Annotated in this window: 17 protein-coding genes, 1 riboswitch and 1 other annotated feature; of the genes, 13 read left to right on the top strand and 4 right to left on the bottom strand. The window is 41.5% G+C overall.

What is annotated here, in order from left to right:
- Positions 1 to 107 precede the first annotated feature (107 nt).
- The 4 genes from thiD to MKY07_RS02625 all read left to right on the top strand — a co-directional run bounded on the left by thiD (position 108) and on the right by MKY07_RS02625 (position 3,856).
- Positions 108 to 956: a bifunctional hydroxymethylpyrimidine kinase/phosphomethylpyrimidine kinase gene (gene thiD, locus MKY07_RS02640; protein ID WP_014824759.1), complete on the top strand. Its 849-nt coding sequence runs from the start codon at positions 108 to 110 to the stop codon at positions 954 to 956.
- Between the two features lie 221 nt (positions 957 to 1,177).
- A complete protein-coding gene (locus MKY07_RS02635) occupies positions 1,178 to 1,528 on the top strand; it encodes a YojF family protein (RefSeq protein WP_008404569.1) in 351 nt (116 codons plus the stop codon).
- A gap of 13 nt (positions 1,529 to 1,541) precedes the next feature.
- Positions 1,542 to 2,219, top strand: coding sequence for a bacillithiol biosynthesis deacetylase BshB2 (bshB2, locus tag MKY07_RS02630; RefSeq protein WP_339263699.1), 678 nt, complete (start codon positions 1,542 to 1,544; stop codon positions 2,217 to 2,219).
- Between the two features lie 281 nt (positions 2,220 to 2,500).
- On the top strand, positions 2,501 to 3,856 hold the full coding sequence (locus MKY07_RS02625) for a YjiH family protein (RefSeq protein ID WP_339263698.1): 1,356 nt from the start codon (positions 2,501 to 2,503) through the stop codon (positions 3,854 to 3,856).
- 67 nt (positions 3,857 to 3,923) lie between these two features.
- Here MKY07_RS02625 and MKY07_RS02620 read toward each other — a convergent pair whose 3' ends face one another.
- Positions 3,924 to 4,673, bottom strand: coding sequence for an SDR family oxidoreductase (locus MKY07_RS02620; RefSeq protein WP_008404573.1), 750 nt, complete (start codon positions 4,671 to 4,673; stop codon positions 3,924 to 3,926).
- 346 nt (positions 4,674 to 5,019) lie between these two features.
- Here MKY07_RS02620 and ilvA point away from each other — a divergent pair, with 346 nt between their 5' ends.
- A complete protein-coding gene (gene ilvA / locus MKY07_RS02615; protein ID WP_014824763.1) occupies positions 5,020 to 6,288 on the top strand; it encodes a threonine ammonia-lyase IlvA in 1,269 nt (422 codons plus the stop codon).
- Positions 6,289 to 6,582: 294 nt separating this feature from the next.
- Here ilvA and MKY07_RS02610 read toward each other — a convergent pair whose 3' ends face one another.
- The 3 genes from MKY07_RS02610 to MKY07_RS02600 form a co-directional block, all read right to left on the bottom strand.
- A complete protein-coding gene (locus MKY07_RS02610; protein WP_339263697.1) occupies positions 6,583 to 7,377 on the bottom strand; it encodes an ABC transporter ATP-binding protein in 795 nt (264 codons plus the stop codon).
- Positions 7,370 to 8,410 (bottom strand): ABC transporter permease, encoded by a 1,041-nt coding sequence (locus tag MKY07_RS02605; protein ID WP_339263696.1) that lies wholly within the window; start codon positions 8,408 to 8,410, stop codon positions 7,370 to 7,372. The genes MKY07_RS02610 and MKY07_RS02605 overlap by 8 nt, the downstream gene beginning before the upstream one ends.
- Before the next feature lie 95 nt (positions 8,411 to 8,505).
- Complete coding sequence (locus MKY07_RS02600; protein ID WP_014824764.1) at positions 8,506 to 9,522, bottom strand: ABC transporter substrate-binding protein; 1,017 nt, start codon at positions 9,520 to 9,522, stop codon at positions 8,506 to 8,508.
- A 289-nt stretch (positions 9,523 to 9,811) separates the two neighbouring features.
- A riboswitch (PreQ1 riboswitch) is annotated at positions 9,812 to 9,856 on the top strand.
- A 6-nt stretch (positions 9,857 to 9,862) separates the two neighbouring features.
- On the opposite strand from MKY07_RS02600, the gene MKY07_RS02595 reads away from it, so the two are divergent.
- The 8 genes from MKY07_RS02595 to MKY07_RS02560 all read left to right on the top strand — a co-directional run bounded on the left by MKY07_RS02595 (position 9,863) and on the right by MKY07_RS02560 (position 16,628).
- A complete protein-coding gene (locus MKY07_RS02595; RefSeq protein ID WP_008404583.1) occupies positions 9,863 to 10,348 on the top strand; it encodes a QueT transporter family protein in 486 nt (161 codons plus the stop codon).
- 178 nt (positions 10,349 to 10,526) lie between these two features.
- Positions 10,527 to 10,741, top strand: a binding site (T-box leader).
- A gap of 116 nt (positions 10,742 to 10,857) precedes the next feature.
- A complete protein-coding gene (locus MKY07_RS02590; protein WP_339263695.1) occupies positions 10,858 to 11,841 on the top strand; it encodes a metal ABC transporter ATP-binding protein in 984 nt (327 codons plus the stop codon).
- Between the two features lie 5 nt (positions 11,842 to 11,846).
- Positions 11,847 to 12,884 (top strand): anthranilate phosphoribosyltransferase, encoded by a 1,038-nt coding sequence (gene trpD, locus MKY07_RS02585; RefSeq protein WP_339263694.1) that lies wholly within the window; start codon positions 11,847 to 11,849, stop codon positions 12,882 to 12,884.
- The gene (gene trpC / locus MKY07_RS02580) at positions 12,881 to 13,675 is read left to right on the top strand and encodes an indole-3-glycerol phosphate synthase TrpC (RefSeq protein WP_339263693.1); all 795 of its coding nucleotides are present in this window, start codon (positions 12,881 to 12,883) and stop codon (positions 13,673 to 13,675) included. Before trpD ends, trpC begins: the two co-directional genes overlap by 4 nt.
- Positions 13,672 to 14,289: a phosphoribosylanthranilate isomerase gene (locus MKY07_RS02575; protein WP_339263692.1), complete on the top strand. Its 618-nt coding sequence runs from the start codon at positions 13,672 to 13,674 to the stop codon at positions 14,287 to 14,289. Before trpC ends, MKY07_RS02575 begins: the two co-directional genes overlap by 4 nt.
- Entirely contained in the window at positions 14,286 to 15,473 is a 1,188-nt protein-coding gene (gene trpB / locus MKY07_RS02570) for a tryptophan synthase subunit beta (RefSeq protein WP_339263691.1), read from the top strand. Before MKY07_RS02575 ends, trpB begins: the two co-directional genes overlap by 4 nt.
- Complete coding sequence (trpA, locus tag MKY07_RS02565; protein WP_339263690.1) at positions 15,470 to 16,249, top strand: tryptophan synthase subunit alpha; 780 nt, start codon at positions 15,470 to 15,472, stop codon at positions 16,247 to 16,249. Before trpB ends, trpA begins: the two co-directional genes overlap by 4 nt.
- A 148-nt stretch (positions 16,250 to 16,397) precedes the next feature.
- Positions 16,398 to 16,628 (top strand): sulfate permease, encoded by a 231-nt coding sequence (locus MKY07_RS02560; RefSeq protein WP_339263689.1) that lies wholly within the window; start codon positions 16,398 to 16,400, stop codon positions 16,626 to 16,628.
- Positions 16,629 to 16,656 lie beyond the last annotated feature (28 nt).

The raw sequence follows: 16,656 nt of genomic DNA, 5'->3' as shown, positions 1-16,656 counted from the left end.
TTCTGGCGTTATAGTTTTTTCGTTTTCTGACCATTTTTATATAGTCAGATAGGAGTTATACTTAACCTTATTATAATTCGAATATTCACTATAAGGAGATATGCTATATGACACTTAAAAAAACTTTAACAATTGCTGGTTCTGATACTTCTGCAGGCGCAGGAATGCAGGCCGATTTAAAAGCCTTCCAGGAACATGGCACATACGGAATGGTCGCATTGACTGTAGTCGTAACAATGGACCCGAAAACTTGGAGCCACACAGTAACACCGCTACCGACAGAATTATTGCAAAAGCAAATCGATACAGCCCTTTCAACAGGTGTCGATGCCATTAAAACAGGCATGCTTTCAACTGAAGAAATTATTCAAATGGCCTCAAAAGCGATTCAAGCTTCCGGCACAGATAAAATTGTCATTGATCCTGTAATGGTCTGCAAAGGCGAAGATGAAGTATTGAACCCTGGCAACACGACAGCAATGATTAAATATTTATTACCCTATGCAACAGTTGTCACACCTAACCTTTTCGAGGCAGGACAGCTGGCAGGCACAACAACGCCGAAAACAATCGAGCAAATGCAAGCTGCCGCTGTGAAAATTCATGAGCTTGGCGCGAAAAATGTTGTAATTAAAGGTGGAAAAGCCTTAGTACATGATAAAGCCGTTGATTTGTTCTATAATGGAGTAGAATTTAAATTATTAGAAACAGAAAAAGTTTCTTCTACTTATAATCATGGGGCAGGCTGTACTTTTGCAGCGAGTATTTGTGCAAACTTAGCAAATGGTCTTTCTGTTGAGGAATCGGTTATTGAAGCGAAAGAATTCGTTTCAGCGGCGATTAAACACGGATGGGCTTTAAATGAACATGTTGGACCAGTAATGCACGGTGCAAAACCACGTTTCGGGGCACCTGAAATTACTGTTACAACAATTCCAAACTATCTACATGCATAAAAACTTCTACAAGTAGAAGTTTTGCCTCCGGCGGATGTCACAGATTCGGCAAGGAATTCTTTGCTTTAACGCAAAGCCGAATCCGGAGCAATTACGCTGAGGCGTACTTGATATAGCTGCGTCACACAAGAACTCGTTTCTTGTGTGACTTTTTCGTTTCACAGTCGAATATATTTGACTATACTATTAATAGAAAGATTCGAAAGGAGTTAATAAGAGTGATGAAGGAAGTAAATACTAACGAGCTCCAGGAGTTAATTAATTCTTTTGCGAACAAAGACGTTTTTATTCATCTAGAAACTACAAACGGCTCTTATGCAACACACTACAATGAAGGCTTTTTTAATGCAGGCGCATTTATCCGCAATGTACAAATACGCTATGAATTAGGAAAAGTTGTAGGAGACGCCCCACACCGTGTCGGACTTAAAATGCCGCATGGCTGGGTTTACGCACAAGGAATTACACATTTTGAACTGGACGATCAGGGCCGATTACTAATGGCCGGTTTAGATAATACTGGAAAGCTGGCGGTTGCATTAGAAATCAGCGAAACGCCATTTGCTTATTAAGGAGGTTGCTTATATGACATTACAAGAAGAACATCACGTTTTAGTCGTTTATCCGCACCCGGATGATGAAGCCTTTTCAGTTGCAGGTACATTACGCTTATTCCACAACATGGGAGTTCCTGTTACATATGCTTGTTTAACATTAGGCGAAATGGGACGAAACTTAGGAAATCCTCCATTTGCAACGCGCGAATCATTGCCGGAAATCCGCCGCAAAGAGCTGATGGAAGCATGCGAGGCAATGGGTATCGGTGATTTGCGTATGATGGGTTTACGTGATAAAACAGTTGAGTTTGAAGATGATGAAAAAATGATCAAGCTCGTAAATGATTTAATTGTCGAGCTGAATCCATCATTAATCTTCACATTTTTACCTGGCTTCGCTGTCCATCCCGATCATGAAGCAACTGGACGCGCTGTCGTCGAAGCGGTACGTCGCATCGATAAACAGTACCGCCCTCGTATTTTAGCTTGTGCGTTTGCGAATGACACAGTTGAGAAAAATGGTGAGCCGGATGTGACAATCGAAATCTCGTCTGTTAAAGCAGATAAGTTAAAAGCATTGAAAGCGCATGCTTCTCAAACTGCCTGGATGATACAGGACGCAGAAAAACGGGTAGATACCGGAGATGTCTCACTAGATAACTGGTTAAGCCACGAAAGATTTTATACTGTAACATTCAATGATTAATGTATATTTATAATTTCAAGGACGTTTGCATATTTTGGGATTTGCAGGCGTCCTTTTTTCTCTTATTCATTTCTTGTATTTTTATTCGGTTCAATTTTAGCTTATTTCTTCAAAAATATGATGTTTATTACGTTTAAACCTTTCGCCCGCCTAATTATATTCATTTTTTAATCGGTATAGTTTTCAGAAATATTAATCTTTATGTAAAACAGTAGACAAATGAATAAACACGTTTTATAGTGTATAAATATTCAAACTAACAATCAAAGAGGTTATCATATATGAAAACAAAATTTTCTTCTTATACTTGGTTTCTATTTATTGCCCTTTCTGCACTTGGTGTCTTTCTATTTATTACACCGATTGGTACAGAAGACGGCATAAAAGTACCGATTGCGATCCTTGCGAACTTTTTGGCAGGTAAAGTGGAACCATTCATTCACTGGTTCGCATTCATCGTATTTATTGTTGCGGCGGTAGGATCTGTCGTAATGCAGTTTATTCCGCAAAAAAAGGAGCAACGTACACTCGCTGATTCATTATTCCGTGTAAACTGGTTCTGGACAATTATGCGTGTGCTTGCAGTCATTTTTGCGAGTATGTATGTGTTCCAAATCGGACCTGAGAGTTTAACAAGTGACGTTACAACAGGCGTGTTACTTGATCCGGCATCCGGTCTTGTAACTTTTATGTTTGTACTGTTTTTATTTGCCGGTTTATTGTTGCCTTTATTAACAGACTTCGGTTTACTCGAGTTCTTCGGTTCAATGATGGTGAAAATTATGCGCCCCCTATTCAAGATCCCAGGACGCTCTGCCATTGACTGTCTAGCTTCTTGGGTTGGTGATGGCACAATCGGCGTATTGCTTACAAGCAAGCAATATGAAGAAAAAAATTATACAGGCCGTGAAGCTGCAACAATCGCAACAACTTTCTCGGTCGTATCGATTACTTTCTGTTTAGTTGTAGTTGAAACAATCGGCATTGGTGATTACTTCATCGAGTTCTATGCTTCTGTCATTATTTGTGGTTTAATTTTAGCATTCATTATGCCTCGTATTTACCCGTTAAAACAAAAAGCGGATACTTTAATTGATGGCTCTCAAGTGCCTGCAAACCGTGAAGATGTACAAGATGGATATAATGTATTTTCTTTTGGATTGCACAATGCTTTATCGAAAGCCGATTCTAACCGTAACTTAGGTAAAATGATCAAAAATGGATTTATTAATGTACTGGAAATGTGGTTTGCGGTTACACCGATTATTATGGCGTTCGCAACAATTGCATTAGTGTTAGCAGAGTTTACAAGTTTCTTCCGTATACTAGGAATGCCATTTGAGCCGATTTTAGCGCTTCTGCAAATTCCTGAAGCCGGTGAAGCTGCACAAACGATGATTGTCGGTTTTGCGGACATGCTGTTACCTTCAGTTTTAGGTGCTGGCATTGAATCAGAAATGACACGTTTCTTCATCGCAACAGTATCGGTTACACAGTTAATCTACATGTCAGAAGTCGGCGGACTGATTTTAGGTACGAAGCTTCCATTAAAAATCTGGGATCTATTCATGATTTTCTTAATCCGTACAATCATTTCGATTCCAATTATTGCAGCAATTGCGCATCTTTTATTTTAATTAAAAAAGAAAGGGCTGCCGGAAAGTCAGATTTTCTACTGACGTTCCGGGCAGCCCTTTTTACTATTTACTTCGTGCTTGTGAAGCCGCCATCGATTCGAATGACTTCCCCATTAATATACTCTGCTTTTGAAGTTAGCAGGAAGGTTACAAGCTCAGCTACTTCCTCAGGTGTACCTAAGCGTTTTTGAGGGATTCCACCAGTAGCATTTTCCTTCATTTGCGGATTTGCTTCATAAAAGGCTTTTACCATTGGTGTTTCAGTCGGCCCTGGTGCGATGGCATTAACGCGTAGCCCGTCTTTTGCGTATTCCGCTACCATACTTCTTGTTAAGCCGACAATTCCGTGTTTCGTTGCTGAATAAGTAACTACGGAATCCTGTCCAATTACACCAGCACTTGATGCTGTGTTCACAATAGAACCGCCACCGTTTTGAAGCATTACTTCTGCTACATAGCGTACACCATAAAGTGCCCCAAGCAAGTTAATGCCGACAATTTGTTCAATTTCCTCGATGGTAGTATCTAAATAGAATTTACCGCTTCCCGAAATCCCTGCATTGTTAAAGAAGTAATCAATCGAACCAAAATGCTTCAGTGTTTGATCCACATAGTTTTTTACTTCTTCTGCTTTTGAAACATCCGCTTTAATGAAAATAGCGTCTACGCCATGTGTTTTTACTTGTTCAACTGTTTCGTTTCCGCCTTTTTCACTGACATCCACTACTGCAATATTAATACCTTCCTGAGCCATACGAATTGCTGTTGCCTGCCCTAACCCGCTGCCTCCACCTGTAATGATCGCTGTTTTAGTCATCGCTATTCCTCCTGAAAGATGATTTTGGACGTTGCCAATATGCTTTTTTCTATTTGCAAAACTGTCCTGCCACAATACTTTATTTTTCCCTGTTACTTTTCAAATAAACATGAGAGGTGATTTAAACATAAGCTTTTCCTGTTCCGTTCTACGATATGCCCTTCTGAGGAATTTAGTTGGCGTTTCAATTTGAAGGGGTTTTCGTCTGAATCCTTGCCTAATTCTCTATTAAACCGCTTTCATTATGGCGTATTGGTGAATTTTCATAATTTACAGAATTTTTACGCCATTACGTCATAAATTTATGATAGAATAATATAATCTTTAATCAGATGACGGAGGTTACATGGAAATGGGAGTTACTCAACCAAATACGATTGCAGTCGAAAACGTATTAATCGCACATCATTTTTTAAAAGATGTTGTTGTACATACACCCCTGCAATTAAACGAATATTTATCAGAAAAATATGGGGCAAAAATTTACTTCAAGCGTGAAGATTTGCAGCATGTTCGCTCATTTAAATTACGTGGTGCCTACTATAAAATTAAAAAAATTGAAACTGAGGCTCGTGCTTCAGGTGTCGTCTGTGCAAGCGCAGGCAATCATGCACAAGGCGTTGCCTACGCATGTGCAAAGCTGGAAATCAAAGCGACAATCTTCATGCCGAAAACAACACCGAAACAAAAGATCGATCAAGTGCGGATGTTTGGAAGAAGCTTTGTGGAAATTGTGCTGGCTGGCGATACATTTGACGACTCTGCAGAAAGTGCGCTTGCCTATTGTGAACAGGAAAACCGTATTTTCATCCATCCGTTCGATGATGCAGATGTAATGGCTGGCCAAGGTACAGTAGCGGTCGAAATTATGAATGATATCGAAGAACCGATCGATTATGTATTTGGCAGTATCGGCGGTGGCGGCTTAATGTCAGGCGTCTCTTCGTACATTAAAAACTTATCCCCTTCGAGTAAAGTTATTGGTGTAGAGCCTGCAGGGGCGGCAAGTATGAAATCTGCTTTCCAAAACGGAGCAGTGGTTTCACTGGACACGATCGATAAATTCGTTGATGGCGCTGCTGTAAAATGTGTTGGGCATGATACATATGAAGTATGCCGTCACTATTTGGATGATATTATCGCCGTTCCGGAAGGCAAAGTATGTACGACTATTTTAGATCTTTATAATAAGCATGCTATTATTGCCGAGCCTGCTGGAGCATTGTCGGTTGCAGCACTTGACTTTTACGCAGAGCAAATTCGCGGAAAATCGGTTGTCATCATTATCTCTGGAGGAAATAACGATATTGGGCGTATGCAGGAAATTAAAGAACGCTCACTCATTTATGAAGGGCTGCTGCACTATTTCATCGTAAGTTTCCCGCAGCGTTCAGGAGCATTACGCCAATTTTTAACGGAAGTTCTTGGTCCGAATGATGATATTACAACATTCGAGTATACGAAGAAAAACAACAAAGAAAGCGGACCGGCATTGGTCGGCATAGAGCTTGCACATCGCGAAGACCACGCAGGATTAATTGAACGTATGCGTGCAAACGGCTTCGAGTATAAGGAAGTAAATAACGACAGTACACTGTTTGCGTTGCTTGTGTAGATAATATTGTTAAAAAATTTAAAGACTCAATTTTCTCCAAGAGAAAATTGAGTCTTTTGCTTCTAAAAATTGATTTCCGTTATGGGGGCGCTTTCCGGGGGCGTGAGGCCAACACGATGTTGGTCACAAAAGCGTTGCCACAGGACGTGGCGTTCTTTTAGCTTTTGTTCCTAGTCTCAGGCGTCACGCTTATCCCCCAGGAGTCGCCCCTTCACTCCAACAATTAATCAAGTTTTAATTCAAACTGATGCTTACTCATTAAAAGAAGCTCGATATCTATCCGGAACTTTTCAATTACCCTAACAGCGCGCGGTCTGAGTTCATTTTTTCGCCGCGGATCTGTTCGAATTCGTGCATTAAATCCGGAATCGTCAAGTCCTGTTTGCGGTCTTCGCCGACTTCCAGAATGATCTGACCTTTATCCATCATGATGAGGCGATTCCCCAAATCGAGCGCCTGCTGCATATTATGCGTGACCATCAGTGTTGTCAGCTGGCTTTCCTCGACAAGCTCTTTTGTCAGCTTTGTAATAAGTTCTGCGCGTGATGGGTCGAGTGCTGCTGTATGTTCATCAAGCAGCAAAATTGAAGGCTTCGTAAAAGTCGCCATTAATAAACTTAATGCCTGGCGTTCCCCACCCGATAATAGCCCGACTTTAGCCGATAAACGATTTTCCAAATTCAAATGCAGCTTTTCCAATGACGTTTTGAAAAACTCTCGACGCTTTTTATCAACACCAAAACGCAATGAACGCTTCGTGTTGCGCGAGTAGGCGATCGCCAAGTTTTCTTCAATCGTCATCGTTGGTGCTGTCCCTGCCATTGGATCTTGGAAAACACGGCCGATATGGACAGCACGCTTATACTCCGGCAAACGGGTTAAATTATTGCCGTTAATTTCGATAGAGCCAAAGTCGGGTGTTAACGCTCCGGAAATCATATTCATCATTGTCGATTTACCGGCACCGTTACTTCCGATAATTGTAACGAAGTCACCAGGTGCCAAATGCAAGTTAATATTGTCCAGTGCAATTTTCTCATCGGGTGTTCCTTCGTTAAACACTTTATTAATGCCATCTAATTTAAGCAAGGCTCTTCCCTCCCTGCTCAATATCTACTTCTGCCTGCTGTAATGCGAGACGCTCTTCCAAACGTTTTGCTTTTCTCTTTTTCTCTTTATATTTCCCTACGATTTGCGGGATTACTAGCGCTAGAATAACGATAACCGCCGTAATTAATTTCATATCACCTGAGTCAAGCCATTTTACACGTAAAGCCAATGCGTAAATCATTCGGTAAATTATTGCCCCGGCAATAACTGCAAATGTGACACGAACAATCGACTTTGTTCCGAAAATCGCTTCACCGATAATTACAGACGCCAATCCGACAACGATCATACCAATTCCCAGTCCGACATCGGCAAACTTTGTATATTGGGCAATCAAGGCACCCGATAATGCCACCATACCATTTGAAATTCCCAGCCCTAAAATGACGAGTGAATCGGTATTTGCCGAAAAGCTGCGAATCATTCGTTTATTGTCACCTGTTGCACGGATTGCCAGACCGATTTCCGTTTTTAAGAACCAGTCTACTACTAGTTTAATAACCGCCGTGACAACAACCATTAAAATTAAAATTCCCCAAGTTGTTGGAACAGAAGCTAAGCCTATTGATTTCAATAGGTTTGTAATCGCGGAATCAATGCCTAAATTCGACCAGAAAGCTCCGAACGTCGAAAAAACTGTATCCGAATTTAATAATGGAATATTTGGTCGTGTTACACCGGTATCTGAGCTTAACCCCATAATTCGAAGATTGATCGAATAGAGGGCGATCATCATTAAAATCCCTGCAAGCAGTGGGTTAATTTTCCCTTTAGTGTGTAAAATTCCTGTCATGCATCCAGCAATAAATCCAGCAACTGTTGCAACCAATGTGGCAAGCAACGGATTATAACCAAGTACGATCATCATCGCTGCCGTCCCTGCACCCGTTACAAAGCTTCCATCAACCGTTAAATCCGGAAAATCCAGCACGCGGAATGTTAAATAAACCCCAAGTGCCATAATTGCATAGATGATCCCTTGCTCCACTGACCCAAACATAGCTGTAAACATCTCGAATCATCTCCTGACTTTTTTAAAAGTTTTAAGCAAATCAGCCCAAACATTTATCCCTGTTTAGGCTGACTTGCTTTTTTTGATAAAGTGAATTATTGTACTTCGGCTTCCCATTCAGGCTTAATTTCCAAGCCTAAGTTTTCTGCTGTTGCTTTATTGATTACCAATTTTAAGTTTGCCGGGTATGCAGCTGGAACTTCTGAAGGTGATTTGCCTTCTAATAAAATTTGTGCTGCCATTTGCCCTGCTTCATAGCCGATATCGTAGTATTCGAAACCGTATGCTGCTAAACCACCTCGCTCTACTGAATCAAGCTCACCAACAACTAGCGGTAATTTATTTGCATCTGCTACTTCGATTACAGATTCAAGTGCGGATACAACAGTATTATCTGTAATAATATAAAATGCATCTACTTTTCCTACTAATGATTCTGCTGCCTGGCGCACTTCAGATGAAGCAGATACCGCTGCTTCCACAATCGTTACGCCTTCTTTTGCTGCAATTTCTTTTACTGCCGCAATTTGTGCAACTGAGTTTTGCTCACCAGCGTTAAATACCATCCCTACATTTTTTGCCCCTAATTCTTTTAGGAAAGCAACTGTTTTCGGCATTGTTTCCGGATGTAAATCAATCGTACCTGTTACGTTAGCACCAGGTGTTGCCATTGACTCGATCAATTCTGCACCTACTGCATCTGTTACCGATGTGAAGATAACCGGAATATCAGATGTTGCGCTTTTTGCCGCCTGTGCTGAAGGTGTTGAGTTCGCGAAAATCAGATCTACATTATCCCCGACTAACTGCTGGGCGATTGTCATGTTCGCACTGTTATCGTTGTTTGCTGATTTATCTACATATTCTGCTTTAATACCTGCATCTTCAATTGCTTTTTTAAATCCTTCTTTTGCTGCATCTAATGATGGATGCTCAACAATTTGTGTTGTCCCGATTTTAAATGTTTTTTCACTATCTGCATTAGCTGTATCTACAGCCTCGCCATTTGTTGTCTCATTCGAAGATGTCTCGCTCTCTTCCGCGCCACAAGCAGCTAATAATAAAAGAAGCCCGAATAATAAAAAGGACAGCTTCATTAAGTTTTTTCTCATCTTATTTCCCCCTAGTTTACTTTATCGGTTTAAAGCGCCGAACTTCATTTGGATGAAGTGTGTTGAAATAATATTACCGCGTCATATTTAGATAGTCAATAACATTTAGAATCTTCTGAATTTACTCTAGGTAATGCGCCTTATTTTAAATTTTACTTGCTGCACTTCAAACCGCTATGCGGCGGGGTTTGTTGAACTTTTTACTCTTTGTAAATTTTTCGAACAATTATTGAAAAAAAAGACCTATAAATCTTTACTTTTATTTTCAATATTGCTATGATTGCAGTTGCTTTGCGTGGTTCGTAACCATCCCACGTTAAAAAACTAGGAGGAATTTCATATGAAAGTAAAGTTTATTGCAGCGAGTGCCATTATTGCAGCATTGTATATTGCTGTCACAATGCTTGTTGCACCTATTAGCTTTGGGCAAGTACAGTTCCGTATTGCCGAAATTTTTAACCATTTAGTCGCTTTTAACCCGCGCTATATGTTAGGTGTTGTTTTAGGTGTATTTATTTCCAATTTCCTGCTGTCTTCAATCGGTCCAATTGACTTAATATTTGGTGTGGGACATACGATTATTACACTGGGAATTTTCATATTCATTTGTAAGTTTGTGAAAAATATTTGGGCTCGTCTGATCATTAATACAACGCTATTTACGTTTACAATGTTTATCATTGCAGCACAGCTTAATATTGTTCTCGGCTTCCCGTTCTGGGAAACTTGGCTGTTTGTAGCATTTGGCGAATTTGTTGTATTGGCGGTTGGAGCACCGATTATGTACACTTTAAATAAACGATTGAATTTCAAAAAATTAATTTAGTATCGATTGTTTCACCAGCTGGTTTTTGAACGCCAGCTGGTTTTTTTATTTAGCGAAAACATTTTAGAATTGTTTGACATTTCATTTTTGAGTGTTAGAATAAAGCATATTAAATTGTTATTTACGGTAGCAGGTTGCGGGAGCGCGACCACCGTTTTCGTTTAGTTGAGCTTAGTTGAGTAAATTGTTGAATAAGAAGAGTAGCATTTATTGTTTTGTACAGAGAGCGTATGGATGGTGAAAATACGTCAAAAGGTAAATGTGAATGGGCCTTATGAAAGCTGCTGGCGCTAGTCGGTGGACGGTACCCTGCCGTTATCAGGTTTAAGTGGAGGCATGGTTTTTTTGGCATGCTTCAAACGAGGTGGCAACGCGGTGCAGATCGTCCTCAGCAAAAGTTAATTCTTTTGCTGAGGGCGATTTTTTTTATTCAGCAAACTTTAATTACAAGATTGCTAAATAATCCGAATCGTAAAGGCGTAGTTTATTTCAAAAAAGGAGTGTTTCAAATGGTAGTTCAGCAACATTTTCGTACATCAATGAAAAAAGTAAATGGGGATTTACTGACACCGATTTCTATTTTCCAGCGATTGCAAGGTGAACGGAAGTTTTTATTGGAAAGTTCCTCTAAATATGATGGCAATGGACGCTATTCGTTCATCGGGGTCAATCCCCGCAAAACATATATCGGGACAGATGATCACCTCTTAGATCATACGCATCATTCAAAAAAAGCCTACACATATGAAGGCGAATTGATCCAACTCTTAAAACAAGCGATGCCGCGTATTTCGTCACATACGGAATATCCGTTTACAGGTGGTGGGATCGGCTATATTCACGCATTGCAAAAGCCATTGCCTGAACTGCAGTTTCACGTTTACGATACACTCGTTATTTTTGATCATTTAACAGATGAAATCGCTGTTTTCCATACAAATATTGAAGCAGAGCAAGTGGAGCCAAACATTGATCAATTGATTGAACAGCTGTTTACAACACCAACACCTGAACAGTCAGCCTACACATTGCAGCATGTCGAAAAAGATGAAAATGAACGTTATCGCGCACAATTTACAGGTGACGCCCTTTCTCTTTATCGAAAAATGCGCATTGAGCACGCTGCACCATACATGTACTATGTCGAATTTGATGATTGCACAGTAATCGGTACATCACAATCAAACTATATGCAAGTAAGGGACGGGAATATTTCCGTTACGAATGATGCACCGCCAATTGAACGCTATAGTACGGAAAATTCAGTGCAACAACTTGCCAATGTTACAACAGGTACGTTAAGCCCTACCCTTCATGCAATCGATATCGTGAAAGGGCTATTACCAGCACAAGGCTTGATCGGCTATATCGGCTTTAATGGGCAAGTCGATTTCACAACACCTGAACAGACGATAATAATTCAAGGAAATGTCGCTCAGCTTCATTCGAAAGCAGATGAAGAAGTGCCATTCCACTCTTTACTGAAAGGATGATGAACATGTCTTTACTTCCATACATTGAACAGATTGAGCGAAAAGAGCACTTAGTTTTTGAGGAAATGCAGCAGGCGGCACAGCTTATTTTTAATGAGCAAACACCGAAAGAACAGATCGCCTCCTTTTTAACAGCTATGAGTGCAAAAGGAGAAACGGCACATGAAGTTGCAGGTTTAGCTTCTGTAATGAAATCACATGCCGTTGCCGTCGACGTACCGGAAGGCATTTATATCGATAATTGTGGCACAGGTGGCGACGGACTTCAAAGCTTCAATATTAGTACGACTTCCGCTTTTGTATTGGCAGGTGGAGGCATTTCGGTAGCGAAGCACGGCAATAGAAAAGTATCAAGTGCTTCAGGAAGTTCGGATGTGTTAGAGGCACTTGGCATTACGCTATTGCCGAATATCGAGCAAACATCCGAATTACTCCAACAACATGGTATCGCCTTTTTACATGCACCGAATATGCATCCAAAATTAAAACGGATCGGTGAAGTGCGACAGGCAATCGGCAAGCCGACGATTTTCAATTTAGTTGGCCCCCTGACAAACCCTGTTCCATTAAAAACACAGTTTGTCGGCATTAACCGACCGAACTTCACGATGGATTATGCGGAAGTGCTCCATATGCTTGGACGTGAGCGTGCAATCGTCGTATCTGGTGCACAAGGAATGGATGAAGCATCACTGGATGGTGAAAACACTTTTGTGCTGTTAGACCGCGGGGATATGATTCCATTTAAACTGCGCGCTGAAGATGTGGGCTTAGCCGCACAGCCACTTTCTGCAATACGCGGCGGCACTCCTGCTGAAAATGCGGACATTATGCGTGATTTGTTAAAGGGAAAACAAAGCGTGTATTTCGATACAGTTCTCTTAAATGCCGGCATTGGCTTCTTTGCATATGGGCTTGCCGGGACGATGAAGGAAGGAATCGAAATGGCGAAGGACAGCATTTTGTCCGGACGCGCTTATGAAAAGTTAGAAAATATCGTTGCTTATAGCCAAAAACAGATGCAGGAGGAACCCGTAAAATGACGATTTTAGACCGTATTATTGACCAAAAAAAGACTGAGCTGCCACAATTGCTTTCGACAAAGCCTATGTTTTTATCAATTGATAAGGCCCGACCTTCTTTATATGAAACATTGATGTCAGCCAATTCATTGCAAGTAATTTCGGAAATGAAGCGTGCCTCCCCTTCCAAAGGTGATATTGCGACAGAAGTCGACCCTGTTGAGCAAGCTTTGCAATATGAAGAAGCAGGTGCTGCATGTATTTCCGTATTGACAGAGCGCGCATTTTTTAAAGGAAGCTATGGGGATTTAAATGCAGTTGCGAATGCTGTGAACATCCCGGTTTTATGTAAAGACTTCATCATTCATGAAGTGCAGATCGACTATGCAAAGGCTGCCGGCGCATCGGTTGTACTGTTGATTGTCGCAGCATTAACAGACGTTCAGCTGAAATCCCTACACGCCTATGCAACAGAAAAACAGCTTGAAGTGCTCGTTGAAGTACATGATGCCGAGGAATTAAAGCGTGCCCTTGCCATTGGGGCAAACATCATCGGGGTAAATAACCGGAATCTGAAAACATTCGATGTTTCACTTTCAGCAACACTTGAAATTGCTCAGCTTCTTCCCCCATCACCGATTGCCTTTATTAGTGAAAGCGGCATTTCAGGTCCGGAAGATGCACAGTTTGTGGCGAATGCTGGCGCAAAAGGAATATTAGTCGGAGAGGCATTAATGCGCAGCGGAAACGTCAAAAAATCACTTAAAGCCCTACAAATCGACATAACAGCAAAGGTTGGCGAAAATCGATGACAAAAGTAAAAATTTGCGGATTAAAAGAAATCGAACATGTGGAAACAGCGGTCAAAGCAGATGCTGATTTTATCGGATTTATGTTTGCGCCCAGTAAACGACGCATTACAGTAGAGGAAGCAGTGGAACTGGCAAAGGCAATTCCAAGTACAGTTAAAAAAGTCGGGGTTTTTGTCAATGAAGAGTCAGCCACTATTCGTCAAATTGCAAAAGAAGTCGGACTCGATTATATCCAGTATCACGGGGACGAGACGCCCGAACAAATTCAGGAGATCGGACTGCCGGCAATTAAAGCGTTTTCGATTCATGGCGAAGAGGATGTGATGCGTGCGGCGACATATGATGTGGACTACTATTTATTTGATGCGCCTGGAAGTGACTTCCGTGGAGGGAGCGGAAAATCCTTTGACTGGATGCTCCTCGATAAAATGAAAATCCCGCTTGAAAAGGTTATTTTGGCAGGCGGATTAAATAATGAAAATGTTGGGCTGGCAATTATGCTTGTCGAGCCATTTGCGGTAGATGTTTCAAGTGGTGTAGAAGTAGATGGTCGAAAAAGTTCAGCAGCGATTACGAATTTTATTGAAACAGCAAAAGGAGAGTTGATTTTATGACGACAGTAAAAGGACGCTTCGGGCGATTCGGCGGTCAATTTGTGCCCGAGACATTGATGACTTCACTTGAGGAATTGGAGCTTGCATATGAGGAAGCAAAAAAGGACCCCTCTTTCCAGGAAGAACTTGACTATTATTTAAAGCAATATGTCGGACGGGAAACTCCCCTTTATTTTGCGGAGCGTTTAACAAAAAAAGTCGGCGGTGCGAAAATCTATTTAAAGCGCGAAGATTTAAATCATACTGGCGCACATAAAATAAATAATGCGATTGGCCAAGCACTTTTAGCAAAGCGTATGGGGAAGAAAAAGATTGTCGCTGAAACAGGGGCAGGTCAGCATGGTGTCGCAACGGCAACTGCTTGTGCATTGCTTGATATGGAATGTATCGTTTATATGGGGGCAGAAGATGTACGCCGTCAGCAACTGAACGTTTTCCGTATGGAGCTGCTCGGGACAAAAGTTGTTGCAGTAGAAAAAGGTTCCGCAACATTAAAAGATGCGGTTAATGAAGCATTGCGTCACTGGGTTACTCATATAGAAGATACGCATTACATTTTAGGATCAGCACTTGGGCCACACCCCTTCCCTACAATTGTCCGTGATTTCCAGCGTGTCATTGGGGATGAAACACGTACCCAAATTTTACAACAGGAAGGACGTCTTCCGGATACAGTTATTGCTTGTATTGGCGGCGGCAGTAATGCAATCGGAATGTTCTACCCGTTCGTGGAGGATCAGGATGTTGCATTATATGGCGTGGAAGCTGCAGGTTCCGGTGTTAATACCGACAAGCATGCGGCAGCAATTCATGTTGGAAAAACAGGTGTCCTTCACGGTGCGTTCATGTACTTATTGCAGGATAATAACGGTTTTGTTCAAGAAGCCCATTCAATTTCAGCAGGACTTGATTATCCGGGAGTTGGACCTGAGCACTGTCATTTACATGAAACAGGTCGTGCTGCCTACCCATCTGTTACAGATGAACAGGCACTTGAAGGTGTGAAGCTGTTATGTGAAACGGAAGGAATCTTGCCAGCATTGGAAAGCGCGCATGCCGTTTACTATGCAAGTCAATTTGCCAAGAACCGTCCTGCTGATGAAATTGTTGTTGTTTGCTTATCAGGTCGTGGAGACAAAGATGTTCATACATTAATGGATAAACTTGGAGGTGGCTTGAAATGACATTGCAAAAACAGCTCGAAGACGTATTAGCAACAGGGGATAAAGCATTTGTTCCTTATATTATGGCAGGCGATGGCGGGCTTGAAACGTTAAAACCTACTATCTTAAAGCTGCAGCAAATCGGGGTTTCCGCAATTGAGGTCGGCATTCCATTTACCGATCCTGTAGCTGATGGACCAACGATTGAACAAGCCGGTGAACGTGCACTTGCCCACGGTGTGTCATTGAAAAAAGTACTAGCTGAACTGCAAAGCTTTGCACAGGAAATCCATATTCCGCTCGTTGTCATGACGTACTTAAACCCGATTTTAGCTTATGGAATTGAAGCATTTGCCGAGGATGCAAAACGCAGTGGTGTTCAAGGGCTGATTGTACCGGATATGCCTTATGAAGAAAGTGCTTTATTGCATGATGCTTTAAAGGTAAACGGCATTGCGCTTGTCCAGCTCGTATCATTGATGAGCCCACCTGAACGTATTAAGAAATTAGCCGCAGCAAGTGAAGGCTTCGTTTATGCCGTTACGGTAAATGGTATTACCGGTGAACGTGCAAGCTTTGCCGCGGAACTTGCAGGGCACTTTGCAAACTTGAAAGCAGCGAGCAATATTCCGGTTCTAGCAGGATTCGGTATTTCTACGACGGAACATGTAAAAAGCTTCGGCGACATTGCGGATGGCGTAATTGTCGGCAGTAAAATTGTTACGGCACTCGCTGAGCAAGACTGGGCAACAATCGAAGCGCTTGTACAGGCGACGAAGAAATCGGCCGTGATTTAATCACTACTTGTTAAGAGGATGCAACGACTTGGTGAATAGGAGATTTTCTCCTATTCAATTCAGCTCTTTTGCATCCTGCTTTCTTCTATATATTACATTTCCTTTATATGGTATCCTTTAATTAAATCCTAATTAGTGGAGGTTCAAAATGAATGTAAAGGACTTTTTTGCCGGTTTGTTTTTTATTGGACTGGCGGGTTATTTTATTTACGCATTAGTCGATAATATGCCGAACCTTTTTATTGAAAGTACAACTGCTTGGCAATATTTCGTTGCTTTCTTTCGAGTTGCACTCATTATTTTCCTATTCAATTTAGGACTCTCCCTTATGAAACGCTTTTTCGTAGGCGGGACGACGAAAAACGGGAGCGCTCGGTAATACGATGCGTTCCCGTTTTGTATTCCTC

This window comes from Solibacillus sp. FSL W7-1472 (genome assembly GCF_037969775.1).
GTDB classification, from domain to species: domain Bacteria; phylum Bacillota; class Bacilli; order Bacillales_A; family Planococcaceae; genus Solibacillus; species Solibacillus silvestris.
This window is presented reverse-complemented; position numbering and strand designations above follow the sequence as displayed.

Bases quoted from the DNA above. Each gene is read 5' to 3' on its own strand.
- ilvA (WP_014824763.1), top strand. From the start codon at position 5,020: ATGGAAATGGGAGTTACTCAACCAAATACGATTGCAGTCGAAAACGTA.
- trpD (WP_339263694.1), top strand. From the start codon at position 11,847: ATGTCTTTACTTCCATACATTGAACAGATTGAGCGAAAAGAGCACTTA.
- MKY07_RS02560 (WP_339263689.1), top strand. From the start codon at position 16,398: ATGAATGTAAAGGACTTTTTTGCCGGTTTGTTTTTTATTGGACTGGCG.
- MKY07_RS02635 (WP_008404569.1), top strand. From the start codon at position 1,178: ATGAAGGAAGTAAATACTAACGAGCTCCAGGAGTTAATTAATTCTTTT.
- MKY07_RS02620 (WP_008404573.1), bottom strand. From the start codon at position 4,673: ATGACTAAAACAGCGATCATTACAGGTGGAGGCAGCGGGTTAGGGCAG.
- MKY07_RS02590 (WP_339263695.1), top strand. From the start codon at position 10,858: ATGGTAGTTCAGCAACATTTTCGTACATCAATGAAAAAAGTAAATGGG.
- MKY07_RS02600 (WP_014824764.1), bottom strand. From the start codon at position 9,522: ATGAGAAAAAACTTAATGAAGCTGTCCTTTTTATTATTCGGGCTTCTT.
- MKY07_RS02605 (WP_339263696.1), bottom strand. From the start codon at position 8,410: ATGTTTACAGCTATGTTTGGGTCAGTGGAGCAAGGGATCATCTATGCA.
- trpA (WP_339263690.1), top strand. From the start codon at position 15,470: ATGACATTGCAAAAACAGCTCGAAGACGTATTAGCAACAGGGGATAAA.
- trpB (WP_339263691.1), top strand. From the start codon at position 14,286: ATGACGACAGTAAAAGGACGCTTCGGGCGATTCGGCGGTCAATTTGTG.
- thiD (WP_014824759.1), top strand. From the start codon at position 108: ATGACACTTAAAAAAACTTTAACAATTGCTGGTTCTGATACTTCTGCA.
- trpC (WP_339263693.1), top strand. From the start codon at position 12,881: ATGACGATTTTAGACCGTATTATTGACCAAAAAAAGACTGAGCTGCCA.
- MKY07_RS02575 (WP_339263692.1), top strand. From the start codon at position 13,672: ATGACAAAAGTAAAAATTTGCGGATTAAAAGAAATCGAACATGTGGAA.
- MKY07_RS02595 (WP_008404583.1), top strand. From the start codon at position 9,863: ATGAAAGTAAAGTTTATTGCAGCGAGTGCCATTATTGCAGCATTGTAT.
- MKY07_RS02625 (WP_339263698.1), top strand. From the start codon at position 2,501: ATGAAAACAAAATTTTCTTCTTATACTTGGTTTCTATTTATTGCCCTT.
- bshB2 (WP_339263699.1), top strand. From the start codon at position 1,542: ATGACATTACAAGAAGAACATCACGTTTTAGTCGTTTATCCGCACCCG.